The sequence below is a fragment of the Leptospira weilii serovar Ranarum str. ICFT genome (assembly GCF_000332415.1).
Classification (GTDB): domain Bacteria; phylum Spirochaetota; class Leptospiria; order Leptospirales; family Leptospiraceae; genus Leptospira; species Leptospira weilii_A.
This window is the reverse complement of the sequence record NZ_AOHC02000041.1, coordinates 207,501-220,044: the sequence shown is the minus strand read 5'-3', so window position 1 is coordinate 220,044 and position 12,544 is coordinate 207,501. Positions and strand designations below refer to the sequence as shown.

Sequence of the window (12,544 nt, the reverse complement as noted above, 5' to 3'; positions counted from 1 at the left end):
TTGCAGATCCATTCCTCTTATTTTTTTAGATGACTGCTGATCTCTCCCAAAATTTCCATTTGAATTTCTTGGATTTCAATCATCTTGGACCATTGATCTAAAAGAAGATGGTCTACTTTTTCGTGTAAGGTTCGGATCTCTATCTCCGCTTTTAAATTGATTTTGTAATCGTTTTCGGATCGGATTCTATCCTTCGCCTCCTGTCGATTTTGACTCATCATGATTACGGGGGCTTGAAGCGCCGCCAAACAGGATAGAATAAGATTGAGTAGAATAAACGGATAAGGATCGAATGGATCTTTTACTAAAATGGCTGCGTTAGCCGAAATCCAAACGATCATTACTATAAAAAACGAAATGATAAAACCCCAACTTCCGCCGAACTTAGCGACCTTATCCGCGATTTTATCTCCTAGGTTTAGTTTTTCGACGTAGGCTTCGTTATTATTCGAAGTGATCAAATTGCTTCTCTCGACGCTGTTTACAACCTCTTGTTCAAGCGTTTGGATACTTCCTATCTCTTGTTCCATCAGTTTTTTTACGTAGTCGACTCTAGCCAAATTGTAGTCGTTAAAGCAGACGTTGCTGGAATCGTTCCAATGGAAATTTTTTTCCTTAAGAATCATTTCAATCTCTTTACGGATCGCGAAAGAGGAAACGATTTTGTCCCTTGAATACATTTGGTTGCAAATGTCACATCGAATTAAATTCATCCGTTGATCCTTTTATAATCGATCTTGAATCTAAGACTTTCCGCCTTCCACCCATTCTTCGGCGTAATCTTTCTTTTCCAAAGTTATTGTTGTGTTTAAACTGCAAACGATTTTGTAGTTCGATCAATCGGAAATAAAAAAAGGAAGAAGATTTTTCATGGGAATGGTCGCGTTCGGAAGCCACATCAAAATTCCGATTCCGAAAATCAAAAGTAATAAAATCAATTTACGTTTTGTTACCGGGGTTCCGCTTAACGTTTCGGTTCGAACATACCAAAAAATACAAATTAGACTGAATACAAACTCAATCAAAATGGCAACGTGCGGAAAATGAGAGTAAGAATTCAGAGAAACGACCGCGGAATCGGGACTCAACAACTGATGTTCGAATCCCACGATCAAATCGCATAATACGTGTAATACGGTCAAAAATCCGCACCAAAGCGAAAACGAAACGTCTTTGTAAATCGTATAAATTACCCCGACGACGAGACCGCCCTGAATGAACGCGGGTATCAGGTTATGACTGTACGTCATGTGGACTTGAAGATTTTGAAACGTAGCGTCGAACAAGGAGGACGGAAACACGGGCTCGATTCCGACTAAGGCGAGAAACAGCCAAAAAAATTCCGGGACGTTGGCGCAGAGAAGAAGAATCCAAAACGGATATCTTTTAAACTTTGAATACGGGATCAGTGCGGATGCGTAATGACCTAAAATCATATTTCTTTTTTAGTTACCACGTAATGAATGAGATACATTCCTAAAATGTAAAATAAAACAAGGGTAAGCAATAACGAAGACATATCTTAAACCTTTCCGTACTTTACGAAACAATCATATCGATTTCACATTCGAGGGAATGTCAAGAAATAATTCTAGATTTCGATTTGAAACGTAAACTACGATCGAAAGCGACAACGCTCCGGTGATCCGCTCAATCATTCCGATGAGCGGAAGGAAACTCGACACTTCACTCTCTAAAAATCGCTCAGTGAGTTTTGGAACACGTTATAAGTTCGGAATGAAATTCTAAATTTCGATTAGATCTTGATTAAAAAGTCATAACCGATTTCGATCTCTTCTTTTGCCGTTATAAATAATAGAGACGGTTTTTCGAGTTTGAAATCCGAGAACCGAATATCGACTTTTCCGAATATTCGAATCTGTCCCGGATCCTTCGGTTCCACTTTACCGGAAGACTGAAAGTCTCGAGTCAATCCGTGAATCGTCAATTTACCTCGAATCAAATACGTTTCGCCGGAAGTTGTGACGGACTCTACGACCGCGACGATCTCGGGTGTTTCGGGATAACCTAAGATTTCCATGATATGAGAATCTCGACCTTCATCTCCGGAATGAATTCTCAAAATCGGAATTTTGATTTGAAAGGGAGAATTGAGTTTATATCCGCCTCCCGACATCTGAATCTGCGGAGATTCAACTTGCACTTCTTCGCATATTCCATGGACCTCTTTCATCGGATGAATCGCCAAAAAGTTGATTTCTTTTTTGAGAATCTCGGACGCGTATCCTTGAGAAGCGCCAAACGCTAAAAGTAAAAAAACGAGTCGATTGAAATTTTTCATCTCCATTATAACTCCTTAAAATGTAATCACAAGTAACGACAAAGAAAACGGTATCAACGCCTTGTGCGCAAAGATGGGACTGTAGATATTTACGTCCGAGTCTTCGGAGTCTACGATTCTTTTCGGCGCAAAATACGCAAGCCCGGCGGTCAACATATACATTCCAAAAATAGAATATTCTAATTGTTTATGAAAATCTCCCGAATGTTTCGTGTACCATTCCTCTTGAGATTTTAAAGCGAAATACAAGGGAGTATAAGGGAAAATTAAAATCTTACAATCGGAAAAACTTCGCTACAAACACAATGCGGAGATAATTCAAGCGCCGCACGCGAGTGCGGCAGGATAAAGCCGCCTTTACTAGAACAACTCTAAATTTTAAGAAGTTAGAACCGGCATTTCCGCAAGTCCTTGTCGAACCGTCAGCAACGGAGAATAACCCAAATCTTTTTTTGCGTTGTCGATTTTGATCGTACAATCTCGAGACATGATACTCGCGCTGAAACGGGTTAGAGGCGGTTCGTTTTTAATTCCGAAAAGTTTCCAAACTCCTTCGACGATCCTCGCTAAAAAACGAGCGAGCCAACCCGGAACGGAACGATTCGGAGCGACGACTTTCTGAGTCGCAAGAAGAGATTCCAGAAAATTACGAAAATGGAATACTTCGTCGTCCGTAACAAAATAAGCCTTACCGCCCCGACCTTTTGTTAGAGCGAGTTCGATCGAATGAACCAAGTTGTAGATATGAGTCGTGTTCGTAAGAGCCTTTCCGCCGTCGATCCAGGAAAAATTTCCGTCCGCGATCATCCTTAAAAGAACGGGAAGTACCGTTTTATCTCCGGGCCCCCAAATCAAACGAGGACGGATCGATAAAGTCTGCATCTCGGAAGAATTCGCTTTTAATACGAGTTTCTCCGCTTCCGCTTTTGTCTTGGAATAAGGAAAGGGAGAATTTTTCGGATAAGGATACGACTCGTCTATGTCGACCATCGGTTGTCCGTAAAAAAGAGCGGCCTCGGTCCCGATAAAGATAAACCGTTTAACACCGGCTTTGCGAGCAACTTCCAAAAGTTGAGCGGTTCCTTCCACGTTGACCTTCCAAAAATCCCGGAACGGTCCCCACTGTTCCACGTATGCGGCGCTGTGAATCACAACGTCGATTCCTTTCAAAACATTCGGATCCACGGAATTGAGTTCGCTGCGAACCGGTTCCCCTCCCGCCTTGGAAATTACTGCGTCGGTTTTTTCCGAACGAGACATCGCCTTCACGGTATGTTTTTTAGATAGAATCCGAGTCGCCGCCTCTCCTACAAAACCCGACGCTCCTGTGATAAAAATCTTCATTTTCCGCCTCCAAAAATTTGATCGTTTTGCCTACGGCAAAAATCCGAACGGCGACCATCGTTCCTTCTTTCTTTTTATCAGGAAAGCGATAATAAAGTAAATCGCTCGAAGCGCTTCCGAATAAAAAGAGGTCGAATCGATATATAAGGTTCGTTTCGATCTTCATTCATTCTTATTAAAATTTGAAGAGGTTTTTCCCTTGCTTTCCAAAAACGAGATCGCGGTGGACGACATCGTCAATACGTTGAAAGAACAAAACTTGGAAGTTCCCTCCGGGAGATTGGAAAACAAAACGAACGAAATCAGTCTTCGCGCCGTGGGAGAAGTCCCCACTGCGGAACAATTCGGAAATATATTCTTAAATTCGAGAAGCGGTTCTCCTTTGTTTAGATCGATCCGTCTCAAAGACATCGCGATCGTAGAAGACGGGTTAGGCGACGTACGGAGAATTTCCCGCTTTAACGGTATCTCCGCGGTTTCAATCGGAATCAAAAAACTCAAAGGAGCCAACGCGGTTCAAGTGGGAGATCTCGTTAAAACGAAGGTCCAAGAATTAAAACCGAAACTTCCGAAAGGTTACGATCTTACGGTCTCGAACGATAATACCGGCTATATTAGAGATAGCGTAAACGAACTCGAATTCACTCTGATCTTTTCGGCGATTCTCACCGGATTCGTTTGCAGATTGTTTTTGGGAAATTGGAAGAGCACGAGGAACGTTCTTCTTGCGATTCCCACTTCGGTGATCGGAACCTTTTTGTTTTTATACTTCGCGGGTTTTACGATCAACACCTTTACGATGTTAGGTTTATCTCTTGCGACCGGGATCGTCGTGGACGACGCGATCATGGTTTTGGAAAATATTACGCGACATCGAGAGATGGGAAAATTCTGGTTCGAATCCGCGTTAGACGGCGCTTCCGAAATTCGATTCGCCGCTTTGGCCGCCACGTTAGCCATCGTTGCCATCTTTCTTCCCGTCGCGTTTATGAAAGGAATTATCGGAAGATATTTTTTGGAATTCGGAGTTACCATTTCCGTCGCGGTCCTTCTTTCTCTTTTTGAAGCCTTGAGTTTTACTCCGATGCGGGCGTCCTTGTATGCCGAAGATAAAAAGAACGATGAAAAACGATCACTCGAATCAACCTAGAAAGAGCGATTCGTGTTTTTGGAAATCCCGCTCCCGCCTTAGGTCAAACCGTTTCCACGGAAAAGGCTCTTGAGATCGCAAAGGAAATTCTTCCCGAAGGTTATTCCGTCGCCGTGACCGGTTCCGCTAAAACGGCAAAAGAATCCGGGAACAGCCTGGTTCTCGCTCTTATATTCGGAATTCTTCTTTCGTATATGATCCTTGCGAGTCAATTCAACAGTTTGAAACAACCTCTGTATATCCTTCTCGCAATGCCTTTCAGTTTTACGGGCGCGTTAGTCGCTCTTTATCTATTCGGCCAGTCGTTCAACATGTACAGTTTTATCGGGCTGATTCTCCTTTTAGGTTTGGTAAAAAAGAATTCGATTCTTCTCGTGGAGTTCGTAAACCACGTTCGATCGACCGGAAAAAACATCCGAGAATCCGTCAAAGAAGGTTGTCCGATCCGTTTGCGACCCGTGCTTATGACTTCTCTCAGTTCGATCGCCGCCGCGATTCCTCCCGCATTGGCTCTCGGACCCGGCGCGGAAACGAGAATCCCGATGGCCGTGACGATCTTAGGCGGGATGACACTTTCCACCTTGATCACACTTTTGGTTGTTCCCGCCGCTTATTATCTCGGCGAAAAGGAAAAGAAGGAAGAAGTCGGAACTCCGACTTTCGTATTTCCGGAGCCGACTTTTGCGTCCAAACATAAAAAAACAAAAAATGAATCGAAGTAATATTAGAAAAAATGAATCTATTCGGTCGCCTTCCATGCCAAGTCAAAAAATCGGCCTTATTTTACCGGGAGACGGACTGGAGGTTCGTTTTCAAGAAATTTTTCAGCGAAACAGTTTGTCGGAACAATCAATACGGATCGGATAAAAAGTTGAAAGTAAAATCGCCGTCCAGTTTCGAGGTCCGTTCTAAATCCAAAGATCTTTTTAAAAACAGTTCTGATGAGGTCGTCGTTTCAAAATTTGAATTGGTATCTAAACGCGAAAAACTCATTGATAAAAATGCGGTTTCACAATTCATATTGAGATATAAGTCCGAAGATGTATTTTGTACGTTGAATCGGGCCTTTCTTTTTCTTTCGTTTTTTGTTTCCGGTTGTACGGACGACTCAACGATCAAAACCAACGACGGGTTTGTGGAACCGAGACTCGAAGAAGTGACCGGAGTTACGACCGAAAAAATCAAAAGTATTTCCCCGGAACAGGAGTTGACCATAGACGAACTTTATGCCTACGCCGTGGAAAGAACGGAACGAATCGCTCTCAAAGAAGAAGCGATCCAACAAGCGGATTCTCAAAAAGCCGCGGCTTTCGCGTCCTTCTTCCCGTCCTTGTCTTTGGTGTACAATAAATTTTATAGAATCCCCGGACCGAATTCTCACTTCAATCCGTATTATACGGAACCGAATCCTCTTACCGGAGGATTTTCCACAAGCAGTTTGCCGCCGACGGTCGGACCGGGAACGAGACTTTTACTTACGATTCCGATCCTGAACGGGGTCAGTCAATACACGACTTATAAAGCCGCGGGCGCTCTTACAAACGTGAGGATGAACGAGGCCCGATACGAGTCCGGACGCCTCTATCTCGAAATTGCACAAGCATATTATTCGGAGAATTGCCAAAATTAAAAAAATCGAAAGAAGAGGATAAGACGGGAGGTTAGTTCTCTTTGTACGCTTGACATCTCTTCCGAATGGTTTTAACTATTGGGCATAATTGAGAGGTAAGAATCCACATGATTATCAGTAATTACTTTCAGGACAATGAGGATCTCAAACTCGTTTTCGACGAGTTGATCGATTGGAAGGAGATTGTCCACGCATACGAACATCGATTCGAGGATGCGGAAGAATATAAAAATACCGGCAATGAAAGATTAGCATACGCCCCTTCCAACGTGGAAGAAGCAAAAGAATACTATAAATCCGTATTGGAATCCTTAGGCGAAATTATGGGAGAATTTGTGGCTCCCCGCAGTAAGGAAATGGATCAAATCGGACTCAAGTATGCGAACGGAAAGGTAACGTTTCCGACGGCTCAGGAGGAATGTTACAACACCTTGAGAGACGCGGGATTGATGCCGATTTCGATCAGCAGAAAATACGGCGGAATGGGATTACCCGCAACGGTTCAGTCTTTTATGATGGAAATTGCGGCAAGGGCCGACGCGGCGTTTTGTCTCGCTTACGGAAACATTAACATCGTGGAGATTATGGAGAGATATGCAACTCCCGAAATGTGCGAGAAATGGATTCCTGAAATTTCAACGGGAAAGTACAGCGCGGCGATGGCTCTTACGGAACCGAACTACGGATCGGATCTTCCGAACGTACAAACAAAAGCGACTCAAGACGCAAACGGAGTCTGGAGAATCAACGGAGCAAAACGTTTTATCACACACGCCTGCGGTTATATCGACGCGCCTTCCGTAATTCTTACGTTAGCAAGAACCGGAACTCCCGAAAGCGGAGCGAGGGGACTTTCGTTTTTTCTCGTAAAAGGAAGCGACGTATACGTTGCGGGTGTGGAACACAAGATGGGGCTTCATTGTTCTCCGACTTGTGAAGTTGTCTTTGAAAACTCTCCGGGAGAATTGATCGGAAAAACGGGATACGGACTGGTAAAATATTCGATGGGAATGATGAACGCCGCGAGACTTACGATTGCGACCCAATCTTTGGGAATTGCAACCGCCGCGTATTACGAAGGTAAAAAATACGCTTCGGAAAGAATTCAATTCGGAAAACCGATCGAACGAATTCCCGCGGTAAAGAAAATATTGGATCGTATGGAAAGGGAAATTCTCGCGACCCGAGTTCTCATCGCGGAAACGGGAAAGGCGATCGATCTGTATCACTGGCCGAAAGAACATCTCATCAAAATCGAAGGTAAATCCGAAAGGGACGCCAATCAAGACGAAACGATTCGTCGTTGGGAAAAACTCGCCGACCTATTTACGCCGCTCAGCAAGTATTACGCTTCGGAAGGATGTGTGATGATCGCTTCGGACGCATTACAGATTCACGGAGGAAGCGGATACACCGAAGACTACGACGTCGCAAGGATTTACAGAGACAGTCGTATTACAACGATCTACGAAGGAACGACTCAGTTACAAGTTGTGGCCGCGATCGGAGGAGTTGTATCGGGAATGTCTCCGACCGGACAACTGAGACAATACGCCGAAGGGGAACTCTCGAAATTATCCGCGTCGGAAGACCTCAAAAAAGTTTGGGGCGACCTCGATACAAGCGTGGGACTTTACAAATCGATCCATGACGGAAACGTAAAGGACTCTCTGGCGTTTGAAGTTGTGGAAATCGCCGCGCGTTTTTTATGCGGACTTCTTTTGGAAAGATCCCTCAAAGCATTGAGCGGTAAGGAACTGGAAAAACGAAAAACGATTTCGGGGGCCTACAACCTGGACAGCGTCGCAACCGCAAGCGCCAATTTGATCAAGTTGGAAAGAGCCGCAAAACAAGCGGTTCCCGCCTAACACAAACGATTCTCCGTTTAAGACGTTTAAACGGAGAATCGTCTTTCAGGTCGGCTCGCGCCGTCGCATATCGGCGCGATCAAACCCATTCGCACATTCGTATATTATTATTTTCTTAAGGTCTCGGTGGCGCTTCCTGCCGCCCAAGTTCCTTCCAAAAGTCTGCCGCCGTTTTTCACCTCGTAGATAACCGGATCCGCTTGTCCCCAATCCACGGTTAACGTAGTTCCGTCCAAACTCCCGGTTCCCGTAAAACTTTGACCCGCAACGGTCCAGGTAAAGAGATATTCTCCGTCGGATTGTGTGATCGTAACACTTCCGCCGTAAGACGAGCCGTCCGGATTGGTTCCGGTAACCTTATATTTACCGCTGATCGAAGAGGCGTTGATTTGACCGATCTGTGCGTAAGCGGTTGAAATAAAACCGAACACCAGAAGGACGAGGAATGATCTTGAAATGATTCGAAACATTTGGGTAATCTCCTTAAAGAGTGGAAGAAAGTCTGAGTGTGTTTTTAGAAAAGTCAATTCATTATCGTAAAAAATCCGAAGCCGAGTCGGAAATTTATTTCATGGAATGAAAAATCCAATCGCGGGAAAATTCGCGAGGTCGCTTCTTTTACAAAATGATTTGATAGGAAAAATAGGTTCTGAAAGATTCGATTGTCCGAAGCCGAAAGATATAAAACGGGCGAAACAACATCATGTTTGGAAAGAATGACCTACACGCGAATACCGAAGAACGGTCTTCCGGAGAAACCATCGTTTCAGGTCCGACGGAAAACACGGGTTGGTTCTGAAATAAAAATATTCGAAGTGTAGTTTAGTATTTTTTAAAGTTCTTATGTATTCACGTTAAGATAGAAAGAAACGCGCACCGATATGATATCGGTACGCGTCGTTTCGGCTTCTTACGCTTTTCTTTGAATACGGAGCGCTCCGATCAAAAGAAGAACGATCGAAGTGAACATTCCAAGAATACCCGGAAGTCCGACCGGCGGAAAATTTGCGGGAGCGCCGGCGGCGCCTTTCATCGCGAGACCGATCGGCAAAAGAAGTCCGCAGACCGCGGCCCAGGAAGCGATCAACTTAGCGCGATCCGAAAGAACGACTTTATCAATCCAAAGACCGACGACCATGTTATACATCGCGATCGGCATTCCGTGCGAATGACCTTCTCTCAGATAAAAACGAACGATGCTGAGAACGTATTGCCCGTCCTTTACTACATTTGCATCGAAGGTTGCGCCTAACGCAAATCCGCCCATTGCCGCTAACAACATCGCCGAAAATCCCGCGACCACGTTGATTTTACCGTAATTTATCATATTCATTTCTCCCAGTTCGTCCTTTTTTATATCAATGCATTTTCGGAAGGTCCATCGCCTTACCGGTTTCGACGAACGTCTTTAAGTTGCTTAAGTGCATCGGCCAACCTTGAGAAGTTCCGAGATAGGTCGGAGTTTTACCGTCGAAGTCGTCGTGAATCACGGTTAATTTAACGGAATCTCCCACGGGTTCCAGTTCATAACTGACTCTGGATTCTCTGTCCGCAGCCGCCTTAGGTTCCGCATCCAATTTGAAAGTATAAACCAATTTTCTCTTCGGATCGAACTCCAACACTTTTCCTTGAACGACCGACATCTTGTTTCCATCGGGACCGGTAACATCGTAGGTCAGTTTCGCTCCGACTTTCGGTTCGAAAGTCACTGCCATTCCGGCAAACCATTCGGGTGTGATCTTGGATTGAATCAAAGTGTCCCAGAGTTTATCCAGGTTCGTTTTAATATACAAAGTATAAATTTGTTTAACTTCTTCCATTTTACTTTCACCTTCCATATCGTATTTTAGTCGTGTCAGAGCGCTCGCCCAATGTTTGCCGTATTGCGAAATCCAACGATCGTAGATCATCTGAATCGGAATCGCATTGAGATGAATACTTCTGAACTTACCTTTTTTTTCTATCTTGAGAAGATTCGCTTCGGAGAGAACTTTGAGATGTTTCATCACCGCAAAACGGCTGAACTCAAAAAACTCCGTCAGTTCTCCCACAGAAATACCGGGTCGGTTCTTAATGATATCCAGGATTCGCCTGCGACTTTCGTCAGCGAGGGCCTTGAAAACCGGGTCTAATTCTTCCTCTGACATGTGACCTATTAGTCACATATAATTCAAAACGCCGATTTGTCAATCCGATTTGTTTTGAAGGAGTTCCCACAAATCCACTGAGACGGGAGAATTATGTCTAACTTCTCTATAAATGCGTTTTTATGGGCTTCTATGAGGGAGACGTTAGGATAAATCAAAGTTTAATCCTCAAAAAAAATATAAGACCACGGGACGATTCTCAAGTTGGAAAAGGAAAAGATATTTCAATACAGTTATTGGAGCGGTTTTTTAGGTGTTCCGGATCTTCCCGAAAAGAATTCCGTCATCACGTTTGAATTGAAAACGGACGGAACTTCGACCTCTCTTTCTTTGACCCAAGAAAATTTTCCCACTCAGACGTCTTATGAACATTCCGACAAAGGTTGGGATCAGGCTCTAAATATTTTGAAGGAATTTTTGGAGAAATAATCCGAGCGTTCAAAACCGAAATCGAAAAAAATCGCTTTCGAATATCATAAAGTTCTTAAACCCAATTATCCCTTATAGGACGAGATCTGTTTTGGAGTCGTGATGAAATGACTCTAAATGGAATTAATCTGTTTAAACTGCTCTTAATTATGAAAAAGGATCGACACTGACGAACTTTTTTAGGAAGTAGCCAAAGCGGTAAACGTATGTTTATTTGTAAAAATCGGTTAGAAATTACAGTCGAAAGAATCGTTGATTTATGCTTGAGGCTTTTTTAATAAAAAAAGATAAAAAAAGGAATATTATCCTTTATTAGGATAATGCAATCGTTTATTAGTGTCTATAAGTGGCTTAATTCGAATCATTATAATGTTTCGATTTGGGAAACTTTCATTAGATTCATAAAGTTTCAAAGAAAACCTCTTACGAAGGAGAGATTATGAGCGCGCCGGATCCTTTAACGAAATTTAAGGAACCTACACACAACCTAGAAACGCTTAATAAAGCTGTTCAGGAAATGGAAGACCATAATCACGATGAGCCTACATCTATGCCAAAATGGGTAGAGGCTTTTGATAATATCCAAGACAACTTTTCCATTGCATACGGAGAAGCTGTTGAGCTTATAAAACGCAACTATAATAAATCCCCTTGAAATCTACTCCAAGTAGTACGACTTCGGAACGTTTCGAAGCGATCCAAAGGATGGTCAATCTATGTTTCGAAAGAAATATTTTTCGAAATGGATATATTGACATCGATGAAAGTAAATTATATATTACAATATCAGAATATTTTGAAAGATTGAAGATATGGAAAAATCGTATCAACAACGATCCTGAGTCAATGAGATTGGATCGTCACAAAGTTGGTGCGTTGACTGCTATATGTATATTAGATATTGAGCCACTTGTTATTCTTAAACCAAATGAAGAATTAAACGCATTTGAAGTTTTTCCAAACGTGTATCTATCAATGAGGCTTGCAATAGCAAGAATTGTTCAAGAATGTCCTTCACATTATCAAAAAAATTTAGTTTATAATTCTCGGGAGATTGCCCTTTTAATATCAGGATTTAAAGAACGTTCTTGGAAACCGCGTGAACTTGCATTATTTCTTTTTGAGTTTGAAGAAAATATAAAAAATCAAATCGAAAAAATTCGCGAAATATAATTTATGGATTCGTAATTTAGATTACCGGTTCTATTTTAGAAAGAATTTTCCGGATCTTATCCTCGCTTCCTTTAGGAGTTAGAATCAAAAGGACATCACCTTCTTCTAATTTAGTTTTTCCTGTTGGAACGATATGTTTATCTCCTCGATAGACCAGGGTAATCAACGAATTCTCCGGAAAGTTCAAGGAATATACGGATTTTCCCACAGAATCCGATCCGTAAGGTACGATGAATTCCAGAAGATTCGAATCGCTTTGTTCCCGATTTTCGAATTCAAACGGATAAGAGGCCCTTTGTTCCAAGGGCGCGTCCAATCCGAGCCATCGAACGACTTGAGGAACGCTCGTTCCTTGAACGAGTAACGAGACGAGTACCGTAAAAAACACCAAATGAAAGATCTTATCCGATCCTTCGATTCCCTGCGCGAACGGAAAGGTAGCAAGTATAATCGGAGCCGCGCCTCTGAGTCCGATCCAAGAAACCAATAACTTTTCCTTAA

General features: G+C 42.9%; 11 protein-coding genes and 4 pseudogenes (1 of these 15 running past the window's edge). 6 read left to right on the top strand and 9 right to left on the bottom strand.

Annotated features, from left to right (window positions below; all coding sequences use genetic code 11):
• Window positions 1-17: 17 nt before the first annotated feature.
• The 5 genes and pseudogenes from LEP1GSC060_RS14270 to LEP1GSC060_RS14250 all read right to left on the bottom strand — a co-directional run bounded on the left by LEP1GSC060_RS14270 (window position 18) and on the right by LEP1GSC060_RS14250 (window position 3,646).
• Window positions 18-626, bottom strand: coding sequence for a DUF1003 domain-containing protein (locus LEP1GSC060_RS14270; RefSeq protein ID WP_230458335.1), 609 nt, complete (start codon window positions 624-626; stop codon window positions 18-20).
• 210 nt (window positions 627-836) lie between these two features.
• A complete protein-coding gene (locus LEP1GSC060_RS14265; protein WP_003005776.1) occupies window positions 837-1,436 on the bottom strand; it encodes a hypothetical protein in 600 nt (199 codons plus the stop codon).
• A gap of 320 nt (window positions 1,437-1,756) precedes the next feature.
• Complete coding sequence (locus tag LEP1GSC060_RS14260; protein ID WP_036096628.1) at window positions 1,757-2,302, bottom strand: YceI family protein; 546 nt, start codon at window positions 2,300-2,302, stop codon at window positions 1,757-1,759.
• Window positions 2,303-2,326: 24 nt separating this feature from the next.
• Window positions 2,327-2,554, bottom strand: a pseudogene (locus LEP1GSC060_RS14255) (hypothetical protein); the annotation flags it as partial.
• A gap of 126 nt (window positions 2,555-2,680) precedes the next feature.
• Entirely contained in the window at window positions 2,681-3,646 is a 966-nt protein-coding gene (locus tag LEP1GSC060_RS14250; protein ID WP_036096523.1) for an NAD-dependent epimerase/dehydratase family protein, read from the bottom strand.
• Between the two features lie 202 nt (window positions 3,647-3,848).
• Here LEP1GSC060_RS14250 and LEP1GSC060_RS19595 point away from each other — a divergent pair.
• From LEP1GSC060_RS19595 to LEP1GSC060_RS14230, 3 genes and pseudogenes are all read left to right on the top strand, one after another.
• Window positions 3,849-5,518, top strand: a pseudogene (locus LEP1GSC060_RS19595) (efflux RND transporter permease subunit); the annotation flags it as partial.
• A 341-nt stretch (window positions 5,519-5,859) separates the two neighbouring features.
• A pseudogene (locus tag LEP1GSC060_RS14235) lies at window positions 5,860-6,408 on the top strand (TolC family protein); the annotation flags it as partial.
• A gap of 125 nt (window positions 6,409-6,533) precedes the next feature.
• Window positions 6,534-8,294: an acyl-CoA dehydrogenase family protein gene (locus LEP1GSC060_RS14230; RefSeq protein WP_003006115.1), complete on the top strand. Its 1,761-nt coding sequence runs from the start codon at window positions 6,534-6,536 to the stop codon at window positions 8,292-8,294.
• A gap of 107 nt (window positions 8,295-8,401) precedes the next feature.
• Here the strand turns inward: LEP1GSC060_RS14230 and lfb1 are convergent, their stop codons facing one another.
• The 3 genes from lfb1 to LEP1GSC060_RS14215 form a co-directional block, all read right to left on the bottom strand.
• Window positions 8,402-8,764: an LIC10280 family protein gene (gene lfb1, locus LEP1GSC060_RS14225; protein WP_003005754.1), complete on the bottom strand. Its 363-nt coding sequence runs from the start codon at window positions 8,762-8,764 to the stop codon at window positions 8,402-8,404.
• 440 nt (window positions 8,765-9,204) lie between these two features.
• The gene (locus LEP1GSC060_RS14220) at window positions 9,205-9,621 is read right to left on the bottom strand and encodes a hypothetical protein (protein ID WP_003006595.1); all 417 of its coding nucleotides are present in this window, start codon (window positions 9,619-9,621) and stop codon (window positions 9,205-9,207) included.
• Between the two features lie 31 nt (window positions 9,622-9,652).
• Window positions 9,653-10,441, bottom strand: a complete 789-nt coding sequence (locus tag LEP1GSC060_RS14215) for an ArsR/SmtB family transcription factor (protein ID WP_036096521.1) — start codon at window positions 10,439-10,441, stop codon at window positions 9,653-9,655.
• A 183-nt stretch (window positions 10,442-10,624) separates the two neighbouring features.
• Between LEP1GSC060_RS14215 and LEP1GSC060_RS14210 the strand changes: the two are divergent.
• From LEP1GSC060_RS14210 to LEP1GSC060_RS14200, 3 genes and pseudogenes are all read left to right on the top strand, one after another.
• Window positions 10,625-10,870, top strand: a pseudogene (locus tag LEP1GSC060_RS14210) (SRPBCC family protein); the annotation flags it as partial.
• Between the two features lie 439 nt (window positions 10,871-11,309).
• Complete coding sequence (locus LEP1GSC060_RS14205) at window positions 11,310-11,525, top strand: hypothetical protein (protein ID WP_036096519.1); 216 nt, start codon at window positions 11,310-11,312, stop codon at window positions 11,523-11,525.
• A complete protein-coding gene (locus LEP1GSC060_RS14200; RefSeq protein WP_155119690.1) occupies window positions 11,522-12,043 on the top strand; it encodes a hypothetical protein in 522 nt (173 codons plus the stop codon). The genes LEP1GSC060_RS14205 and LEP1GSC060_RS14200 overlap by 4 nt, the downstream gene beginning before the upstream one ends.
• A 16-nt stretch (window positions 12,044-12,059) precedes the next feature.
• Here LEP1GSC060_RS14200 and LEP1GSC060_RS14195 read toward each other — a convergent pair whose 3' ends face one another.
• Window positions 12,060-12,544, bottom strand: the end of a protein-coding gene (locus LEP1GSC060_RS14195; protein ID WP_003006406.1) for a potassium/proton antiporter. It continues 982 nt past the right edge of the window; 485 of the gene's 1,467 nt are visible here — the last part of the coding sequence; its start codon lies beyond the right edge, outside the window; its stop codon occupies window positions 12,060-12,062.